Genomic DNA, 19,509 nt, shown 5'->3' with positions numbered 1-19,509 from the left:
TCGGCGCGGGGCTGAGCTCGGCGCGAGGCTGAGCTCGGCGCGAGGCTGAGCTCGGCGCGGGGCCGGGGCTGGGCGCGGGATCCGGTGCTGAGCGCGGGGCCCTGGACTGGGCGCGCGTCCCGGGACCGAGTTCGGGACGGCCGGGCCGATTCCGGCACCCAGGGCCGTAGCCGGGACCCGGGGCTGGGCCCGGGCCCCGGCTCGCCCGGGACCGTCAGGCGGCTCCGCCCTTGGTGTCCCGGTCGTCGTCGACGATCTCCGCGTCCACCACCGACTCGTCCTCCCGCTCCGGCCGCCCGGTGTGCTGCTGCCCGGCCTCCTCGGCCGGGGACTGCTGGGCCTGCGCGTACATGGCCTGGCCCATCCGCTGGCTGACCGAGGCGAGTTTCTCGACGCCGGTGCGCAGGGCGGCGGTGTCGGCGTTCTGCTCCAGCAGCGTCCGTACCTCGGCCGCGGCCGACTGGACCTCGCTCTTCGTGTCGGCGGGGATGCGGTCGCCGTTGTCACGGAGGAACTTCTCGGTCTGGTAGACGAGTTGTTCGGCCTGGTTGCGGGTTTCGGCGGCCTCGCGGCGCCGGCGGTCCTCCTCGGCGTACTGTTCTGCCTCGCGCATCATGCGGTCGATGTCGTCCTTGGGCAGCGCCGAGCCGCCGGTCACCGTCATCTTCTGCTCGCGGCCGGTGGCGAGGTCCTTGGCGGAGACGTGCATGATCCCGTTGGCGTCGATGTCGAACGCGACCTCGATCTGCGGCACCCCGCGCGGCGCGGGCGGCAGGCCGGTGAGGTCGAAGACGCCGAGCTTCTTGTTGTAGGCGGCGATCTCGCGTTCGCCCTGGTACACCTGGATGCCGACCGAGGGCTGGTTGTCGGTCGCGGTGGTGAAGATCTCCGAACGCCGGGTCGGGATCGTGGTGTTGCGCTCGATCAGCCTGGTCATGATGCCGCCCTTGGTCTCGATGCCCAGGGACAGCGGGGTCACGTCGAGGAGCAGGACGTCCTTGACGTCACCGCGGAGCACGCCCGCCTGGAGGGCGGCGCCGACGGCCACCACCTCGTCGGGGTTGACGCCCTTGTGCGGATCCTTGCCGGTGAGTTCACGCACCAGTTCGGTGACCGCGGGCATCCGGGTGGAGCCGCCGACGAGGATCACGTGGTCGATGGCCGAGAGCTTGACGCCGGCGTCCTTGACCGCCTGGTGAAAGGGCGTCCGGCAGCGGTCCAGCAGATCGGCGGTGAGCTCCTGGAACTGGGCCCGGGTGAGCTTCTCGTCCAGGTGGAGCGGGCCCTCGGCGGAGGCGGTGATGTAGGGCAGGTTGATGCTCGTCTCGGAGGACGACGAAAGTTCGATCTTGGCCTTCTCGGCGCCCTCGCGCAGCCGCTGCAACGCCATCTTGTCGTTGCCGAGATCGATGCCGTACTGCCCCTTGAACTTCTTGACCAGGTGCTCGACGATCCGCTGGTCCCAGTCGTCGCCGCCGAGGTGGGTGTCGCCGTTGGTGGCCTTGACCTCGATGACGCCGTCACCGATCTCCAGCAGGGACACGTCGAAGGTGCCGCCGCCCAGGTCGAAGACGAGGACCGTCTGCTCCTCGCCCCGGTCCAGGCCGTAGGCGAGCGCGGCGGCCGTGGGCTCGTTGATGATCCTGAGGACCTTCAGGCCGGCGATCTCCCCGGCTTCCTTGGTGGCCTGCCGCTGCGCGTCGTCGAAGTACGCCGGCACCGTGATCACCGCGTCGGTGACGTCCTCGCCGAGGTAGGACTCGGTGTCCCGCTTCAGCTTCTGCAGCACGCGCGCGGACAGTTCCTGCGCCCGGTAGCGGGTGCCGTCGACCGAGCCCTGTTCGGGGAACCGCCAGTGCGCGTCGCCCATGTGACGCTTGACCGAGCGGGCGGTGCGCTCGACGTTGGTCACCGCCTGCCTCTTGGCGACCTCGCCGACGAGCACCTCGCCGTTCTTGGCGAACGCCACGACCGACGGCGTGGTCCGCGCGCCCTCGGCGTTGGCGACGACCGTGGGCTCGCCGCCCTCCAGGACGGCCACCACCGAGTTCGTCGTCCCGAGATCGATCCCGACCGCCCGTGTCATCGTCGTCCCCTTCCGCCGTTCGCCGCCGGGGCGCCGTCCCCGGTTCCGGCCCGGGACGACAGCGGCCCCTCTCCGGTGCCGGGTACCCCGGCGCACGGAAACGACGATGCCGCGCACCCGTGGAACGGGGGCGCGGCACCGGCGGCGGGCCGGGCCGTCCGCGACGCTTCGGGCAGGCGTGCGGCCGGGCGGCCCCCCGCGTCAGGCGAGCTTCGCGTCCAGGGTGATCGTCGTGCCGGCCAGGGCCTGGCTGACCGGGCAGTTCTTCTTGGCGTCCGCGGCGGCGGCGGCGAACGTGTCGGCGTCGATGCCGGGGACGGTGCCCTCGACGGTGAGGTGGATGCCGGTGATGCCCTCGCCCGGCTGGAAGGTCACGTCGGCCTTCGTCTCGATCCTGGTGGGCGGCGTGCCGGCGCCGGCCAGGCCGTGCGACAGCGCCATGGAGAAGCAGCTCGAGTGGGCCGCCGCGATCAGTTCCTCGGGGCTGGTCTTCCCGTTCGCCTGCTCGGCGCGCGACGGCCACGACACCGGCTGCTGGCCGATGCCGGAGGAGTCGAAGGTGACGACGCCGTTGCCCTCGAGCAGGTTGCCTTCCCAGACGGTGTGAGCGGTGCGCGTGGTTGCCACGATGTGATCCATGCCTTTCGTCTTGGTACCCGTTTCCGGGGTTCCGTTGCCCTCATACGATCACATCCGTCGCGCACGTATCCGGCGAACGGGCCGCGACGCGGGGCGTTTTCCCGCCGTCGCGCGGGCGGGCGGTCCGTGGCCGTACCGGCCCGCCGGACCCGGCGGCGCACGCCGTCGGTCTCCACGCCCCGGGACACCGGCCCGGGGCGCACCGACGGTTCATGGCGCACCGACGGTCCGGCGCGCTCAGGCGGCCCGCTCCTCCGGTTCCTCGGCAAGCGGCTCCGGCCGGCCGGCGGCCTCGTCCAGCCAGCGGCGCAGGACGCGGTGGACCTGCTCGGCGCCGACCAGTTCCGCGCTCCCCTCGACGGGCGGGGAGCACGACAGCGGCGACAGCAGGAAGGGACGGGACTGCGCGCCGCCGAGGCCGCCGTGGGAGCCGATCTGTTCCTCGAAGGCGAGGACCTCGCCGTCGGCCGGCTCGTGGAAGGAGTTGACCATGATGTCGGCGGTGTGCGGGAAGGAATGCGTACGGCGGACGGCGTCGGCGGCGCCGGGGCCGAAGGCGGCGAGCGGGCCGGGATCGGCGTCCAGCTCGTCCAGCGGTATGCGCGCGCCCCTCGCGCCGAGCACCACGCCACCGTGCTCCTCGCTGCGGACCAGCAGGAAGCCTATGCCGGGGTGGTTGGCGAGAGTGGGCAGCAGCGCGGGGTGCCGGGCGTCGATCTCCTCCTCGCTCATCCGGTGCGGTACGTCCGGGAAGGAGACCAGGCCCAGGTTGCCGGAGGCCAGCACGACCGGTTCCGGGCGACGGGCGGGACGGTGGTGCTCGCCGCGCTCCTCGACCGGGCGGCGCAGCGCCGCCCGCACCGCGGCCCGGGCCTCCGCGCCGCTGCGGGTGCGTTCGGCCCGGCGCGGCACGTGCAGCCCGCAGCCGGCCCGGACCAGGTCGCCCAGGGTGAGGCCGTAGCGGGCACGAAAGGTCTCGCCGGGGCTCTGGCCGTGGTCGGACAGCACGACGATCCGGTACGGGCGCGGGGCGTGCTCGGCGACGTTCTCGATCAGCGCCAGCGAGCGGTCCAGGCGCCGCAGCACCTTCGCCGCGTCCCGGCTGCGCGGCCCGGAGTGGTGGGCCACCTCGTCGTAGGCAACCAGGTCGGCGTAGACGGCGGTGCGTCCGGCGAGCAGGTCGCCCATCACTGCGGCCACCACGACGTCCCGTTCGACGACGGTGGCGAAGGCGCGTACGAGCGGGTAGAGGCCGCCCCGGGAGACACGGGGCCGCTGCTTGCGGAACCGGGCGCGCAGGGACTGGCCGATCTCCCGGCCGACCTCGGCCATGAAGGACAGTGCGGTGCGGACGGCGTTCGCGGGATCGGAGAAGTAGGCGAAGTAACCCGCGCGCGAACGGTTGCCGGGCCCCCGGCGCGCCGAGACGGAGAGGACCAGGGCGAGTTCGCCGGCGCCACCGCTGAACAGGTTGCCGCGGCTGGCCCCGTCCGCGGCGAGCAGCCCGCCGTCGCCGCTGAGCTCGACCGCCCGGCGCTGGAGTTCCACGGCGCTGGTCGGCCGGTTGCAGACCATCACCTCGCCGGTGTCCTTCTCGTACCAGCGGAAGGCGGGGACGTCGTGGTTGGTGCCGTGCAGGATGCCGAGCTGGCTGGCCCCGGTCTGGCTGGACCAGTCGGTGCGCCAGGGCGTGAGCCGGTGAGTGGGCGGCTGTCCCGGTCCGGCGGCGTCCGGTCCCGCCCCGGCGGCGCCCTGTCCTGCCCCGGCGGCGCCCTGTCCCGGCCCGGCGCCGAGCCAGCGCGCCACGGTCGGCATCAGTCCCTCCTCCACCGCGTCCCGCAGCACCTCGTGACCGACGCCGTCGAGTTGCAGGACGACGGTGCCGGGCGTGGTGGAGCAGGGCGGGAACCGTCTGCGGCGGCGGTCGGCGAGCCGGTGGAGCCGACTGCGGTAGGCGTCGTCGTCTCGGACCGCGAGGGCGGCGCCGGTGGCGGAGGCGACCGCCGACATCACGGCGGCCACGATGACGGCGGTCTCCGGGGCCGCCTGGGGCTGCCCGGAGGGGTTGACGTGCAGGGCGAGCAGGAGCAGTGAGCCGTTGAGGAAGAAGACCAGCAGCCCGAGGACGAGCGCGGGCACCAGCAGCAGCAGCCGCACGAGCAGCGGCCAGACGACGGCCGAGAGCACACCGAAGGCGCCGGCGCCGAGCGCGGCGGTCACCGCGATGGTGGTCGCGCTGTCGCCGTCGGGCGACTGCAACTGGAAGTCCGGCAGGATTCCGGCGAGCACCAGCATGGTGACCGTGGAGACGGCCCACACCGCGACGCTCCGCCCGACCTGACTGGCGGCGCGCCGCCACCACCCGCCACGCACGAAACACCTCACGTCCCGGCCCGGTCCTCCGCACAGGCCCGCACCAGCTTGTCATACGTGTCGCGCGAGGCCGCGGGCCCGTCGGTCCCGCGGGGCGCACCGGGCCCTCGCGGGACCGACGGGCGCGGACCGCGGCGGCCGTGCGGCGAACCACCGGACCGTCCGTACGTCCGGGCCCGCGAAGGCCCGCGCGTCCATGGCTCCGCAAGCCCGTGTGTCCGGCCCCGGAAGTCAATGTGTCCGGCCCCGCAGGTCAAGGTGTCCGGTCCCCGGAGGCCCGTGTCGTCCGGCCCCCGGACGCTCGTGCGCGGGGCCTCCGGTTCCGCCGCCGCCGGGCCTACCGCCCGTCGTAGCCCGCGGTCGGCATCGACAGGCGGCGGTGCACGCAGGCCTTCATCTGGGCGTCGTACGACGGCTCGGTCTCGCCGACCGTCTCCACGCGCACCCCGCGCCGCGCGCACTCGGCGGTGAACTCCTCCACCGAGGACAGCGCCCGCTCCAGCACCCGTCGGCTGGGGGCGACGAACAGGTCCACACCGGGCCGGACGCCGTCCCACAGCGCGCTGTGGTCGGTGCGCAGCCCCCGGACCAGAAGCTCGCGCGTGATGACGTAGCCGTGCGCGGCGGCCCACTGGGCGCACATCTCGTGCTGGCCGCGCGAGTCCACGAGGAAGGGGTCGTCGTTCAGCTCCTCCAGGGGTGTCAGGCTGGCGATCGCCGTGACGCGGACCGGCGTCGCGGCAGCCCCGCCGCGGGGATTGCGCGCTTCGCCCATGGCGTCCCCCTCACCTCCGGGTTTTCGCCGCCGACCCTACCCCTGCACGTAGGCTCGGGGGGAGTCGCGCGAAGGAGGCAAAGAGGTGCCGGTGGAGATCACCTGGTGGGGGCATGCCACGTGCACGATCGAGGATTCGGACGTCCGCGTGTTGACCGATCCCCTGTTCGCCGGCCGGCTCGCGCACCTGCGGCGCCGCCGCGGCGCGCTGCCCCCGCCGAGCGCCTGGCGGGCGGACGTGGCGCTCGTCTCCCACCTGCACGCCGACCATCTGCACGTGCCCTCGCTCGCGCGGCTCGCCCCGGGCACGCGCCTGCTGGTGCCCCGGGGCGCGCCCCGGGCGGTGCCGGGGCTGCGCCGGCTCGGGCGGCCGGGCCGGCTGCGGATCACCGAGGTGACGGCCGGGGACCGGGTCGAGGTCGGCGGGGTGGTCGTGCGGGTGGTGCCCGCGCTGCACGACGGGCGGCGGCTGCCCCTGGGTCCGCACCGCTCCCCCGCGCTCGGCTACGTCGTCGAGGGCCGGGCGCGGACGTACTTCGCCGGGGACACGGGCCTGTTCGAGACGATGGCCGAGGAGGTCGGGCCGGTGGACGCGGCACTGCTGCCGGTGGGCGGCTGGGGACCGTACCTCGGCGAGGGGCACCTGGACCCGGGACGGGCGGCGCAGGCGCTGGCCCGGCTGGCGCCGCGCACCGCTGTGCCGGTGCACTACGGCACGTACTGGCCGATCGGGATGGACGCCGTGCGCCCCCACGAGTTCCACGCGCCGGGCGACGAGTTCGTGCGCCACGCGGCGCTGCGCGCGCCCGACGTGGCGGTGCACCGGCTGGCGCACGGGGAGAGCGTGCGCCTGGAGGTCGCCCGGTGATACCGCTCGCCGCCGCCGTGACGTCGGTGGTGCCCACGGAGTCCACCCAGCAGGCCTTCGGGTATCCCTCGCTGTTCCTGCTGGTGCTGATCGGGGCGCTGGTGCCGGTGGTGCCCACGGGCGCGCTGGTCAGTTCGGCGGCGGTGGTCGCCGTGCACCGGACGGCGCCCTACTCGCTGGCGCTGGTCTTCGTGACGGCGTCGCTGGCCGCGTTCCTCGGGGACGCCGCGCTGTACTGGCTCGGCCGGCGCGGGCTGGGGTCGAAGAACGGCTCGCGCTGGCTGGAGGCGATCCGCTCGCGCGCCCCGGAGGACCGGCTGGAGCAGGCGCAGCACAAGCTCGCCGAGCACGGCGTGGCGGTGCTGGTGCTGTCCCGGCTGGTCCCGGCCGGGCGGATACCGGTGATGCTGGCCTGCCTGCTGGCGGAGTGGCCGCTGCGCCGCTTCTCGCGCGGCAACCTCCCGGCCTGCCTGGCCTGGACCGTGACCTACCAGCTGATCGGCATCCTCGGCGGTTCCCTGTTCGACAAGCCCTGGGAGGGCGTGGCCGCCGCGATCCTCCTGACCGTGCTGGTGGGCGCGGCCCCGAGTGCCTGGCGCCGGATACGGCAGGCGATCCCGGCCCACCGCTCGAACTGACCCCGCCCGGCGCGGTCAGTCCAGCACCCGGGAGGCTCCGACCGGCAGGTCCCACAGGTCCTCGCGGGGCAGACCCGCCTTCTGCCAGGCGGTACGGACCCGGGTGAGGGGTTCCAGGACCGGTTCGGCGGACAGGACGAACGTTCCCCAGTGCATGGGCGCCATGCGGCGGGCGCCGAGGTCCCGCACGGCCAGGACGGCCTCCTCCGGGTCGCAGTGGACGTCGCTGAGCCACCAGCGGGGGTCGTAGGCGCCGATGGGGAGCAGGGCTAGGTCGATGCCGGGGTAGCGGCGGCCGATGCGGGAGAACCAGTGGCCGTAGCCGGTGTCGCCGGCGAAGTACACGCGCTGTCCGTCCGGGGCGGTGAGCACCCAACCACCCCACAGACTGCGGCAGGTGTCGGTGAGGGTGCGCTTGGACCAGTGGTGGGCGGGCACGAAGTCGAAGCGCACCCCGGACAGTTCGACCGCCTCCCACCAGTCCAGTTCGGTGACCTGTGTGAACCGGCGGCGGTGGAACCAGCGGCCGAGTCCGGCGGGCACGAGGACCGGGGTGTCGCGTGGCAGCCGGCGCAGGGTGGGGGCGTCCAGGTGGTCGAAGTGGTTGTGGCTGATGACGACGGCGTCGATGGGCGGCAGCGTGTCCCAGGGCACGCCGACGGGTGTGATGCGCGCCGGGGTGCCGATGATGCGGCGGGACCACACCGGGTCGGTCAGCACGGTCAGCCCGCCGATCCGCACGACCCAACTCGCGTGCCCCGCCCAGGTGACGGCCGTGGTCCGGGCGTCCACCCGGGGCAGCGGGCCGGGCTCGTACGGCAGCAGCGGGATGTCGGCGAGGCCCTCCTTGCCCGGTCGCACGGCGCCCTCGCGGGCGAACCGGGCCAGCGCCTTCAGGCCGGGCAGCGGGGCGGTGAGCCGGTCGTGGAAGGTCCGCGGCCACACCCGCCGCTCGGCCGGCCGCCGGGGTTCGGCCAGCGGTGGGTACGGCGCCGGTGGAGCGGCGAGGGTGCGCGAGACCGTGGCGTCGTCGGGTCTGACCCCGCTCGTGGACGTCGTGGCGCTCATGGTCGGGGGCGTGTCCGCGGTCGTGGGTGTGGTCGTGGTCGTGGGTGTGGTCGACTCGGACTGCTGCGTCATCGAGGAGGCTCCCATCGCTGAGCGTCGTCACGGAGATCGTCGAAGGCCGAACTCAAGGAGATCAACGCGCGTCGAATGTAAGGCAGTTCAAGTGGCGCGGGCGACCGGAGGCATTCCGCCCGCTCCTCGTCCGTGCCACCGAGCAGTTCCGCCGTGGACAGCCGTACGCGCAGTGCGCCGAGGTCGTCGCCGAACCGGTGCCCGCCGGGCGCGGGCATCCCCAGCCGGGCGCCGAGGAACTCCTCCAGCTCCTGCGCGTCGCCGACCCCCTGGGCGGCGAGCGCGGGGCGCAGCGGACCGAGGTCGGCGTAGAGGTGCCGGCCGGCCTGCGGCGGCCGGACGAGCGCGCCCGCGGCGACCAGCGCGTCGTGCGCGGCGCGGGCCACGCGCGCGTGCAGTCGGACGGCGGCGGTCAGGCGCGCGGTGACCGGGGCGGGTTCGTCGAGTGCCCAGGCGGCCGCGGCGGCGACCGGTACCGCGATGCGGGCGTCCAGCGCGGTGAGCACGTCGAGCACACGCGCGTGCAGTGCGCCGCCGGTGGCGCCGGCCGGGAAGCGGGCGATGGCCGCGGGCCAGCCTGCGGGCAGCAGGGCCCCGGCGAGGTCGGTGACGACGGTGGTCCGGTCGGGCAGCATCTCGGCCGGGCTGAGCATCACCGTCTCGTGCGGCGCGTGCACGGTGTCGCGCCAGGTCTCGTCGCTGACCAGGTGCAGTCCCTCGCCCGCCGCGGCCTCGACGGTCTCGTGCAGCACTTCCGGCGGGGCGACGGTGGCGGTGGGGTCGTCGGCGACGGACAGGACCAGCAGCCGGGGGTCACCGCCCTCGGCGCGGACCCTGCGGACCGTCTCCAGCAGGGCGTACGGGTCGGGCACGCCGCCGCATTCGGGCGGAGTGGCCACGGGGAAGGCGGGTCTGCCGAGCAGACGCGCGTACGGCGCCCACCAGGCGGCGCAGGGCCGGGGCACCAGCACGTCCCCGCCGAGCGCGGCGGTCAGCGCGAGCAGCAGTGCGGGAGCTCCGGGCGCCGACGCGACGCGTCCGGACCCGGTGGCGAGCCCGCGGCGCAGCCAGTAGCCGCCGGCCGCGTCGAGGAGGTCCGTGCCGCCGCCGATCACTCCCTCCCGGCTCCGGCCGGCGGCCCCGGCGAGCACGCCGGACAGTTCGGGAAGCACCGGCAGCCCGTCGTCCGGGAGGGCCGACGGCCCGTAGCGGACGGGGCCGTGACCTTCCGGGTCCGTCCGCCGCATGGGTACCTCCGCGCAGTCCCTGGTGCCGTGTCCCGTCGGTCCGGCGGGGCCCGCCGGACCGGCCGGACCGGCCGGTCCTATCGGTCCGATCGGTCCGATCGGTCCCATCGGCACTGTCGGTCCTGTAACCGTCGGGCCGTGCGGGTCCGTGGGACCGCCGTGGGGCCGGCCGATCGGGGCCGGCCCGTCCGTACGGCGAGGGGCGGTACGGCGGGAGCCGCGCCCTCGGCGGGCGAGTACCCACGTGAACGCCGTTCCATGGCCACCGGGCCGGGTAGCGGACGTCACAGGCGTCCGCGGGGCCGTCCGGCGTGCCGCGGTCCTTGCCAGGTCAGTCCTCCGCTCCCCGGCGGCCCCACATGCGGTGCGCGGCGGCGCCGAAGGCTGCCGCGACGAATGCGCCGCCGCAGATCAGCGCGGGCAGGGACGTGGTGGAGGGACCGCCCGCGCCCGCCTCGACACCGTGCTGCACCGCGCTTCCCGTACAGGAGGGGCCGGCCTGACCGGAACAGGACGGTTCGGGGTCGCGGGCGGCGGGGGCCCGGGGGGATTCCCGGGAGGCCGAGTCGCGGCCCGGGTCGTGGGAGGCCGAGTCGCGGCCGCCCGGCTCGTGGGAGGCCGAGTCCAGCGGGGCGTCGCTCGCGCCCGCATCTCGTCCGGGGGCGCGGGAGGGGTTACGGGTCGCCTGGTCGCGGCCCGGGTCCAGGGACGGCTGGTCACCGCCGGGCGCGATGGGGGCGGCGAGGCGGGACGGAGTGCGCGCCGGGTCGTCCGTCAGGCCGCTCGACGGGTCGAGCGCCGGGTCGAGTGCCGGATCGCGGCCCGGGTCGTTCGGGAGGCGGTCCTGGGAGGGCGCCGCGGAGGACACCGCACGGGCGGCGGGGTCGTGGGCGAGGGCGTCCTGCAACACCGGATCCAGGGCCGGGTCCGGGAGGGCTCCGCCGGAGGGGACCTTGTAGGAGTTGTCGTAGGAGTCGCCGTAGGGGGCTCGGGACGCGGCCTCCGGCGAGACACCACGCTGCCCACCCATGCCACCGGCCACCGCCGGACAGGAACCGGACCCGGCGGCAGGCGCGCCGAGGGGTAACGGAGCGGGGGGTACCGGAGCGGGGAGCACGGGAACAGGCGACACGGGGGCAGGAGGCACGGGGGCAGGAGGCACGGGGGCAGGGGAGATGGGGGCAGGAGGCACGGGGGCAGGGGAGATGGGGGCAGGAGGCACGGGGGCAGGGGAGATGGGGGCAGGAGGCACGGCGCCGGCCCCGCCGTACGGGCCGCCCGCGCCGCCCGGCTCACAGGCGGCAGCGCCAGAGGCAGAGGCAGCACCAGAGGCAGCGGCAGCGGCAGCGGGGGCGGCGGCCGGGCCACCGGGGGGCGGCGCCTGCCGCGACGTGTGCGTACGCGACACGGGCACCGCCGTCGGCGCCGCCTGCGCCGCTGCGGCGGTCGCCGCGGCGCAGCCCGCTATGAGGCCGGCCAGGACGGTGGCGGACAGGACGCGGGGCGGGGTACGGCGCATGGCTGGGCTCCTCGGACCGGCGGCGCGGACGGGCACGGCGTTCGTGGCCCGCGCTGCCATCACAGCCCCTGGCGGCGCGGGCCGCGCGCGGCCGAGCCCCATTCGCGGGACACCGACGGCCTATCGGGTGAGGCGGGAGGGCCGAGCTGTACAGCGGCCTTGGTGTCGTAGCCGTCGTATGACTCCCCGACGGGGCCGGCGGGCCCGGAGCCCCGACGGCGGAACGCGACGAGCCGCACGAATACGGTGTTGGCCGCGCGAGCACGGGTACGCGGTGGCCACCCCCGACGATCTGGAGGGAGACATGCAGCGAGGCAGCGACCGGCTGAGTGTCCACCGTGACGACGAGATGAAACACGAACTGCAGGGTCTGCTCAGGTCCGGCCATCCCACGCGCAGCGAGGAGTGGCACGACCCGGAGCCGACCGCCGAGGACGACCCGCAGGTGTGGGGCGGACCGGTGGCACCGGGCGACTCCCGGGCGTCCCTGGAGACCGTGCGCCTGGAACTGGCCCGGAACCTGAGCCGCAGCGCCTTCCCCGCGGGCCCGGACGAAGTGGCCCGCGCACTGCGCCGCAACAACGCGCCCGACGCACTGATCGAGGCACTGGAGCGGCTGCCGCGCAAGGCGCGGTACGCCAACGTCCAGGAATTGGCGAAGGAACTGACCCATGCCGAGCGGCCCGCGCGGGAGGACCGCGCGTAGCCCCGGCCGGGGCGGAAAGGCAGGTGGGCCCCGACGTGAGGGCTGAATTCGTCAGGGACGTCATGACGCCGGGCGTGGTCGCCGTCCGGCCGGACGCCTCGCTTGTGGAGGCGGCCCGGCTGATGCGTGCCCAGAACATCGGCGGCGTCGTGGTGGCGGACGGCCAGGAGGTCGTCGGTGTGCTCACCGACCGCGACATCACGGTGCGGGCGGTGGCCGAGGGCCTCGATCCCCAAACGGTGAGCGCCCGGTCCGTATGTACGCCCGACCCGCTGACCGTCGGTCCCTACGACCTCCTCGGCGCGGCCGTCGTGCTCATGCGCGAGCACGCGGTACGCCGGCTGCCCGTCGTCGAGGACGGCCTGCCCGTCGGCATGCTCAGTCTGAGCGACCTCGCCGAGCAGCAGACCCCGGGGCTCGCCGAGCAGCAGGCCCCGGGGTCGGCGGTCGCCGGCGTCCGCGGGTCCGAGCCGGAGGCCGGACCGGACGCAAGAGCGGACGCCGGAGCGGACGCAAGAGCGGACGCCGACGCCGCACCATGAGGCAAGGGGCCCGTCCGACCGTGCGGTCGGCTGTACGGCCGGGCCGTCGGGCCCGCCCCTGCCGACCCGTCTCCGGGGGGTATGTGGTCGAAACCGAAGACACTGAGCGGTTGGGTGCTCCATCCCCTCTCAGATGAGCGCCATAAGAACACTTACGACTCAAGTGTCTTCGCTTTTCGGCACACACACCCCACGGCGACGGCGAGCCGATGAACGAGCGCGCCGGGGCCGAGCGGCCGTCGGCGCGCGGAGAAAGGACTCTGAGACATCATGCGCATCGCATTTCTGACCGCACCCGAGGGCGTCGAGCAGGTGGAGCTGACCGAGCCCCGGAAGGCGGCCGAGGACGCCGGGCACGAAACCGTGCTGGTGTCCACGAAGTCCGGGGAGGTCCAGGCGTTCGACCACCTGGACAAGGCGGACGCCTTCCCCGTCGACGCGGTCGTCGGGGACACCTCCGCGGACTCCTTCGACGCGCTCGTCCTGCCGGGCGGGGTGGCCAACCCCGACTTCCTGCGGATGGACGAGAAGGCCGTCGCCTTCGTGAAGGACTTCTTCCAGCGAGGGCTTCCGGTGGCCGCGATCTGCCACGCGCCGTGGACGCTGGTCGAGGCCGATGTCGTACGCGACCGTACGCTCACCTCGTGGCCGAGCCTGCGTACGGACATCAGTAACGCGGGCGGCACCTGGGTCGACGAGCAGGTGAAGGTCTGCGACAACGGCCCCAACACCCTGGTCACCAGCCGCAAGCCGGACGACCTGAAGGCCTTCTGCGAGACCTTCCTGGAGGTGTTCGCGCAGAAGAAGACCGCCTGACCGGCCACGGCCTAACGGCCACCCACCGGCCCGATCCCCCGATCCCCGGCTACCGACCGGGACCGGGGGATCGGCCGGAACCAGAGATCGGCCGGAACCAAGGAACGGCCGGAACCAAGGAACGGCCGGAACCAGAGATCGGCCGGGACCGGAGATCCGATCCGCCCCGGAGACACGATCCGCCCTGGAGACACGAGGACAAGTGGGTGCCCGCCGACGCGCCGCAGGAAGCGCGCCGACGAGCACGACATTGAAACCGACACGACCGGCCGATCATTCCGACTCCGCCGCCGCGCCACCGGTGCCGGCACCTGCACCTGCACCTGCACCTGCACCTGCACCGACACCAACACCGACACCGACACCGACCGACAGTCGACCAGAGGCCGCCGAAACATGGCCCCTCGGACTCGACCACAATCCGATCCGCACACCATCGACGACGAGCGGCCGGTCACCCGTCGACCAGGAGCGGCGGCCGACAGCGGCCGGTCGCGGAGCCGCGGCCGAAGGGCCGGGGCACCGCTCCGCGCAGGGCCGTCCAGCACTCGGCCCGGGAGGCGTCGGCCAGAAGGCGGCCCGGGAGGCGTCGGCCAGAAGGCGGTCCGGCCCGGGAGGCGTCGGCCAGAAGGCGGTCCGGCCCGGGAGGCGTCGGCCAGAAGCCGGTCGCAGGCCGCTGGCGAGCCACGGCCGCGGGCGGGCACCGCGGGCAGGGTCAGCCGTGGGGGGCCGTCGTCTCGCCGCAACCGCGTTCCCGTGCTCCCTCGCGGGTGCGGCCCGCGGCGACGGGCCGCCGAGGATTGCGGCGCAGGTACTCGCCCTCGAGCTGCGCCATGCGCTCGTTATGGGCCCGCAGCGCGTCGTTCGAGCCGTACAGCAGCGTGTCGTGACGCGTGCGGTGGATGGTCTCCAGCTCCTTCATCAGCTGCTGGTCGTCCAGCCGGCCCGGGTCGACTCCGGTCATGGTGCTGCCCCGCTCGTCGTGTTCGTTCATACGGTCCGGGTACCCGCCCGGCGTGCACTACCACCGAACGGCATCCGGGAGGGAGCCATGGATCTCGCTTTCCTGAATCCACTGTACGAACACCCGGGTCCTTGGGCCTCCGTGTACGTCGACACCTCCCGGCACACGGAGAACACCTCCCACGAGCTGCATCTGACGGCCCAGGCGATGGCGCGGGAGCTGGCCCGGCAGGGCGCGGACGAGGACACCTGCCAGGCCGTGGAGAACGCGATCGAGGATCTGCGTCACTCCCCCGACCCGCATGGGCGGGCCTTCTTCGCACGGGCCGGCCAGGTGGTCCTCGATCCGCGGCTGGCACGTCCGCCGCAGGGCGGCAGCCGGGCCGAGTGGGCGCCGCTGCCGCGCGTGGGGCCGTTGCTGGAACTGGCGGGCGAGGACCCGGTCGCGATCGTCGCGTACGTCGACCGCAAGGGCGCCGACTTCGAGCTGCGCAGCTCGCTCGGCCGGGAGCGGGCCGGCACGGTGGTGGGACAGCAGTGGCCCATCCACCGGACGAGCAGTGTCGACTGGTCGGAGCGGCACTTCCAGTTGAAGGTGGAGAACACCTGGGAGCACAACGCGGCGGAGATCGCCGACGCGCTCAGCGTCTGCCAGGAGGAGACGCGGGCCGATCTGCTGATCATGGTCGGTGACGAACGGGAGCGGCGCGAGGTGCGCGAACGGCTCCCCAAGAGGCTGCACGAACAGGTGGTGGAGGCCACGCACGGCACCGGCAGCCGGCTGCTGGACGAGGACGTGGAGAGGATCCGCGCCGAGCACGTACGACAGCGGGTCGACGGGGAGCTGGACCGTTTCCGGGCCGCCCGCACCCCCGACGACGAGGGCCGGACCGGAGCCGTGGAGGGTGTGCCCGCGCTGGTCGAGGCCGCCCGTGAGCACCGTCTCGAGGAGTTGCTGATCCGCTCGGACGGGGCCGACGCCCACCGTGAGGTGTGGGTCGGGGAGGACCCGGACCAGCTGGCGGTGCGCCGTACGGACCTGAAGATCCTCGGCGAGCAGAACTCCTGGTCGGCACGGGCGGACGACGCCCTGATCCGCTCCGCCGTCGCCACGGACGCCGTGGCCGTGTCGCTGGCCCCGGCGGCCCCGGCGGGACAGGACGACGCGCCGGCCGGCGGCCTGGGCGCCATCCTCCGCTGGAAGTGACCGCCCGCGCCGGCGCGCGAAACCGCCCGCTGACGAGGGCCGTCCCGCGCGCCGGCGTCAGCGTTCCCGGGCCACCCGCCGCTCGTCCCAGACCGGCTCCGCGGTCTCCCGGACCCGGCCGTCGCTGCCGAAGACCAGACAGCGGTCGAAGGAACGGGCGAACCAGCGGTCGTGGGTGACGGCGAGGACCGTTCCCTCGTACGCCTCGAGGCCTTCCTGGAGCGCCTCGGCCGACTCCAGGTCCAGGTTGTCGGTCGGCTCGTCCAGGAGCAGGGCGGTGGCGCCGGCCAGTTCCAGCAACAGGATCTGGAACCGGGCCTGCTGGCCCCCGGAGAGCCGGTCGAAGGTCTGCTCGGCCTGGCCGGTCAGTTCGTAGCGGCGCAGCCGGGACATGGCGGCACCCCGGTCCTGGGAGTGTTCCTTCCACAGGATGTCGAGCAGCGTGCGGCCCTGAAGCTCGGGGTGCGCGTGGGTCTGGGCGAAGTACCCGGGCACCACCCGCGCCCCGAGCTTCCACATGCCCGTGTGCGCCACGTCCTCGCCGGCCAGCAGCCGCAGGAAGTGGGACTTCCCGGAACCGTTGGAGCCGAGGACGGCGACCCGTTCGCCGTAGAAGACCTCCAGGTCGAAGGGTTTCATCAGACCGGTCAGCTCCAGGCCGGCGCAGGTGACGGCGCGTACACCCGTGCGACCGCCCTTCAGCCGCATCCGGATGTCCTGTTCGCGCGGCGGCTCCGGCGGCGGACCGGCCTCCTCGAACTTGCGCAGCCGGGTCTGCGCCGCCCGGTAGCGGGACGCCATGTCCGTGCTGTTCTCGGCGGCCTGCCGCAGATTCAGCACCAGCTTCTTCAGTTGCGCGTGCTTCTCGTCCCAGCGCCTTCGCAACTCCTCGAAGCGGGCGAAGCGTTGGCGCCGGGCCTCGTGGTAGGTGGCGAAGCCGCCGCCGTGCACCCAGGCGTCGGCGCCGGCCGGTCCGGGTTCCACCGAGACGATCCGGTCGGCGGCACTGGCGAGGAGTTCACGGTCGTGGGAGACGAAGAGCACCGTCTTGCGGGTCTCCTTCAGCCGCTCCTCCAGCCAGCGCTTGCCGGGCACGTCGAGGTAGTTGTCGGGCTCGTCGAGCAGCAGCACCTCGTCGGTGCCGCGCAGCAGCGCCTCCAGCACCAGCCGTTTCTGCTCCCCGCCGGACAGGGTGCGCACCAGCCGCCACTGCGCCTTGTCGTACGGCACTCCGAGCGCGGCCGTGGTGCACATGTCCCACAGCGTCTCGGCCTCGTATCCGCGCGCCTCGGCCCAGTCGGCGAGCGCCTGCGCGTACCGGAGCTGGGCGGCCTCGTCGTCGACGGTCATGATGGCGTGCTCGGCGGCGTCGACGGCCCGGGCGGCTTCCCGGATGCGCGGCGCGGCGACCGACACCAGCAGGTCGCGTACGGTCGTCTCGTCCCGCACCGAGCCCACGAACTGTCGCATCACGCCGAGGCCGCCGCTGACGGTGACGGTGCCGCCGTGCGGCTTAAGCTCGCCCGACACCAGGCGGAGCAGAGTGGTCTTGCCCGCGCCGTTGGGGCCGACGAGGGCCACCACGGCCCCTTCGCCCACCCGGAAGGACACATCGCCCAGCAGCGTCCTCCCGTCGGGGAGGTGGTACTCGAGATGCGCGGCTTCCAGATGTCCCATGGGCAGGCATTCTGCTGTCGGCCCCGAAGCCCCGGCAAACCGTTATTCGATGCCGACCGCGCGCCCCGCCGGACCGCCCTCGCCGGCGGGGGTGACGACGGCGCCCGCCCATGACAGGGCCTTCCAGCCGTCGGCCGGCGAGCCCTCCAGGATCACCACACCGGTGTTGCGCAGCGGGTGGGCGGCGACGAAGTCCGCGTCGAGGTTGTGGGCGCGGACGGCGGTCCACAGACGGATCGCCGCGCCGTGGCTGACCATGGCGACGGTTCCGGCCCCGCTGTCCGCGGCCTCCGCGACGACGGCGTCGTAGCGCGCCAGGACCTCGCCGCCGCTCTCGCCGCCCGCTCCCGGCATGCGCAGTTCCCGGTCACCTGCGGCCCAGGCCAGGACCGTGCGCAGATAGGCCCGCCCGCGTTCGGAGCCGCCCGGCTCCATCTCCAGGGCGCCGGCCGACACCTCGCGGATGCCGTCGCGGACGGTCACGCCGAGGCCGCGCGCGGCGGCCAGCGGGGCGGCGGTGAGCCGGGTGCGTACGAGGGTGGAGGCGTACACGGCCTCGATGTCCTCCCCGGCGAGCGCCTCCGGCAGCAGGGCGGCCTGCCGCCGCCCGAGCTCGGTCAGACCCGGTCCCGGAGCGGCGGTGTCCAGCAGGGAGGCGAGGTTGGAGGGGGTCTCGCCGTGGCGGACGAGGAGCAGGCGCATACGTGGTTTCCCGGGACGACGGTACGGGGCCGTCCGGTAGACGGCTGTGCACAAGAAACGGCCACTTCAGGGTAACGGTGGCTGTATGAGCCCAGACGTCGACCTCACCGCCACGAAGACCGGCGCCCACACCGCCCTGAAACGACTGCTCGCGCTGGACTGCCGGCTGTTCACGGTGGCGGCCGAGCGCCACTGGCCCGGCGCCGAACCCGTGCTGCCCCGGCTGAGCCGGAGCGCCAACCACGGCGTGCTGTGGTTCGCGACGGCGGCAGCCATCGCGGCGAGCCGCACACCGCGCGCCCGCCGTGCCGCCGTGCGGGGCCTGGCCTCCCTGAGCCTGGCCTCGCTCACCATCAACACGCTCGGCAAGCGCTCGGTGCGCCGCCCGCGGCCCGTCCTGGACCCGGTGCCGATAGTGCGCCGGCTCAAGCAGCAACCGATCACCACGTCGTTCCCCTCCGGACACGCCGCCTCAGCCGCCGCCTTCGCGGCCGGCGTCGCTCTGGAGTCCCCCGCCTGGGGCGCGGCGGTGGCCCCGGTGGCCGCCTCGGTGGCGTTGTCCCGCGTCTACACCGGGGTGCACTTCCCGAGTGACGTCCTGGCGGGCGCCGCCCTGGGAGCGGGCGCCGCGTTCGCGGTACGGGGCCTGGTGCCCACACGAGCCCAGATCGTGCCGCCGGCCCGGCCGCGGGCGGACCTCCCGGCGCTGCCGGAGGGCGAGGGGCTGGTGCTCGTCGCCAACCAGGCCTCCGGCACCGCGGACCGGGCCCGGGCGCTGCGCGACGCGCTGCCGAAGGCGGAGGTGGTCGAGTGCGAGCCGGAGGACGTGCCCGCCGCGTTGGAGGAGGCGGCCGGCCGCGCCCGGGTGCTGGGGGTGTGCGGCGGCGACGGCACGGTGAACACGGCCGCGCAGGTCGCCCTGCGGCACGGCCTGCCGCTCGCGGTGCTGCCGGGCGGCACGCTCAACCACTTCGCCTACGACCTGGGCGTGGAGGACGCGCGGGACCTGGGGCGGGCGCTGGAGCGCGGCGACGGCGTGCGCGTGGACGTGGGCCGCTTCGGCTCCGGCCGCAAGGAGGGCATCTTCCTGAACACCTTCAGCCTGGGCGTGTACCCGGAGCTGGTGCGGGAGCGGGAGCGCTGGACGGACCGGATCGGCGGCTGGCCGGCGGGGGTGCTGGCGGCGCTCCGGGTGCTGCGCGCGGACCGTCATCCGCTGGAGGCGGTGTTCGAGGGGCGGCGGCGTCCGCTGTGGCTGCTGTTCGCCGGCAACGGCACCTACCACCGCAAGGGCCTCGCTTCGGGCCGCCGGCTGGACCTGGCCGACGGGGTCCTCGACGTGCGGGTGGTGCACGGTGGTCGCAGGCCGGCCCTGCGGCTGCTGTCGGCGGCCCTGGCGGGCCCGCTGACCCGCTCCCCCGCCCACGCGGCGGTCCAGGTGCGCAGGCTGCGCCTGACCGGTGTCGAGCCGGGCACGCTCCTCGCCTACGACGGAGAGGTCATGGAGGTGGACGACGAGGTGCGCCTGGAGAAGCTGCCCGAGGCGCTGGCGGTGTACCGGCCGCTGCCCGCCGGTTGACCGGAAGCCCTCCGGAGTGTCACGTCTGGCGT

The 19,509-nt window shown here is 74.3% G+C and carries 17 protein-coding genes; 7 read left to right on the top strand and 10 right to left on the bottom strand.

What is annotated here, in order from left to right; all coding sequences use genetic code 11:
* Nucleotides 1-214 precede the first annotated feature (214 nt).
* From dnaK to ACF061_RS20025, 4 genes are all read right to left on the bottom strand, one after another.
* Nucleotides 215-2,086: a molecular chaperone DnaK gene (dnaK, locus tag ACF061_RS20040; RefSeq protein WP_392268237.1), complete on the bottom strand. Its 1,872-nt coding sequence runs from the start codon at nucleotides 2,084-2,086 to the stop codon at nucleotides 215-217.
* Between the two features lie 201 nt (nucleotides 2,087-2,287).
* Complete coding sequence (locus tag ACF061_RS20035; RefSeq protein ID WP_392268236.1) at nucleotides 2,288-2,713, bottom strand: OsmC family protein; 426 nt, start codon at nucleotides 2,711-2,713, stop codon at nucleotides 2,288-2,290.
* 249 nt (nucleotides 2,714-2,962) lie between these two features.
* Nucleotides 2,963-5,098: a phage holin family protein gene (locus tag ACF061_RS20030; protein ID WP_392268235.1), complete on the bottom strand. Its 2,136-nt coding sequence runs from the start codon at nucleotides 5,096-5,098 to the stop codon at nucleotides 2,963-2,965.
* Between the two features lie 337 nt (nucleotides 5,099-5,435).
* Nucleotides 5,436-5,873, bottom strand: coding sequence for a hypothetical protein (locus ACF061_RS20025; protein ID WP_392268234.1), 438 nt, complete (start codon nucleotides 5,871-5,873; stop codon nucleotides 5,436-5,438).
* Nucleotides 5,874-5,958: 85 nt separating this feature from the next.
* On the opposite strand from ACF061_RS20025, the gene ACF061_RS20020 reads away from it, so the two are divergent.
* Entirely contained in the window at nucleotides 5,959-6,741 is a 783-nt protein-coding gene (locus ACF061_RS20020) for an MBL fold metallo-hydrolase (protein WP_392268233.1), read from the top strand.
* Nucleotides 6,738-7,379: a DedA family protein gene (locus ACF061_RS20015; RefSeq protein ID WP_392268232.1), complete on the top strand. Its 642-nt coding sequence runs from the start codon at nucleotides 6,738-6,740 to the stop codon at nucleotides 7,377-7,379. Before ACF061_RS20020 ends, ACF061_RS20015 begins: the two co-directional genes overlap by 4 nt.
* Before the next feature lie 15 nt (nucleotides 7,380-7,394).
* Here the strand turns inward: ACF061_RS20015 and ACF061_RS20010 are convergent, their stop codons facing one another.
* The 3 genes from ACF061_RS20010 to ACF061_RS20000 form a co-directional block, all read right to left on the bottom strand.
* Nucleotides 7,395-8,519 (bottom strand): MBL fold metallo-hydrolase, encoded by a 1,125-nt coding sequence (locus tag ACF061_RS20010; protein WP_392268231.1) that lies wholly within the window; start codon nucleotides 8,517-8,519, stop codon nucleotides 7,395-7,397.
* Entirely contained in the window at nucleotides 8,516-9,766 is a 1,251-nt protein-coding gene (locus tag ACF061_RS20005) for an aminotransferase class I/II-fold pyridoxal phosphate-dependent enzyme (RefSeq protein ID WP_392268230.1), read from the bottom strand. Before ACF061_RS20005 ends, ACF061_RS20010 begins: the two co-directional genes overlap by 4 nt.
* 331 nt (nucleotides 9,767-10,097) lie before the next feature.
* A complete protein-coding gene (locus ACF061_RS20000; RefSeq protein ID WP_392268229.1) occupies nucleotides 10,098-10,796 on the bottom strand; it encodes a hypothetical protein in 699 nt (232 codons plus the stop codon).
* Nucleotides 10,797-11,589: 793 nt separating this feature from the next.
* Here ACF061_RS20000 and ACF061_RS19995 point away from each other — a divergent pair.
* From ACF061_RS19995 to ACF061_RS19985, 3 genes are all read left to right on the top strand, one after another.
* The gene (locus tag ACF061_RS19995) at nucleotides 11,590-11,991 is read left to right on the top strand and encodes a DUF2795 domain-containing protein (RefSeq protein WP_392268228.1); all 402 of its coding nucleotides are present in this window, start codon (nucleotides 11,590-11,592) and stop codon (nucleotides 11,989-11,991) included.
* A gap of 35 nt (nucleotides 11,992-12,026) precedes the next feature.
* Nucleotides 12,027-12,533 carry a CBS domain-containing protein gene (locus ACF061_RS19990; protein WP_392268227.1) on the top strand — a complete coding sequence of 169 codons (507 nt, stop codon included), beginning with the start codon at nucleotides 12,027-12,029 and terminating at the stop codon, nucleotides 12,531-12,533.
* 270 nt (nucleotides 12,534-12,803) lie between these two features.
* Entirely contained in the window at nucleotides 12,804-13,349 is a 546-nt protein-coding gene (locus tag ACF061_RS19985) for a type 1 glutamine amidotransferase domain-containing protein (protein ID WP_392268226.1), read from the top strand.
* A 715-nt stretch (nucleotides 13,350-14,064) separates the two neighbouring features.
* Here the strand turns inward: ACF061_RS19985 and ACF061_RS19980 are convergent.
* Nucleotides 14,065-14,343, bottom strand: coding sequence for a DUF6158 family protein (locus ACF061_RS19980; protein ID WP_392268225.1), 279 nt, complete (start codon nucleotides 14,341-14,343; stop codon nucleotides 14,065-14,067).
* A gap of 57 nt (nucleotides 14,344-14,400) precedes the next feature.
* On the opposite strand from ACF061_RS19980, the gene ACF061_RS19975 reads away from it, so the two are divergent.
* A complete protein-coding gene (locus ACF061_RS19975) occupies nucleotides 14,401-15,519 on the top strand; it encodes a Vms1/Ankzf1 family peptidyl-tRNA hydrolase (RefSeq protein WP_392268224.1) in 1,119 nt (372 codons plus the stop codon).
* 57 nt (nucleotides 15,520-15,576) lie between these two features.
* Here the strand turns inward: ACF061_RS19975 and ACF061_RS19970 are convergent, their stop codons facing one another.
* Nucleotides 15,577-17,196, bottom strand: coding sequence for an ABC-F family ATP-binding cassette domain-containing protein (locus tag ACF061_RS19970; protein ID WP_392268223.1), 1,620 nt, complete (start codon nucleotides 17,194-17,196; stop codon nucleotides 15,577-15,579).
* Nucleotides 17,197-17,238: 42 nt separating this feature from the next.
* Nucleotides 17,239-17,898, bottom strand: coding sequence for a histidine phosphatase family protein (locus ACF061_RS19965; protein WP_392268222.1), 660 nt, complete (start codon nucleotides 17,896-17,898; stop codon nucleotides 17,239-17,241).
* 85 nt (nucleotides 17,899-17,983) lie between these two features.
* Here ACF061_RS19965 and ACF061_RS19960 point away from each other — a divergent pair, with 85 nt between their 5' ends.
* On the top strand, nucleotides 17,984-19,477 hold the full coding sequence (locus tag ACF061_RS19960) for a bifunctional phosphatase PAP2/diacylglycerol kinase family protein (RefSeq protein ID WP_392268221.1): 1,494 nt from the start codon (nucleotides 17,984-17,986) through the stop codon (nucleotides 19,475-19,477).
* Nucleotides 19,478-19,509 lie beyond the last annotated feature (32 nt).

Source organism: Streptomyces sp. NPDC015220 (assembly GCF_043079345.1).
Lineage (GTDB): Bacteria > Actinomycetota > Actinomycetes > Streptomycetales > Streptomycetaceae > Streptomyces.
The sequence above is the reverse complement of the archived record's forward strand: the minus strand, read 5'-3'. Positions and strand labels throughout refer to the sequence as shown.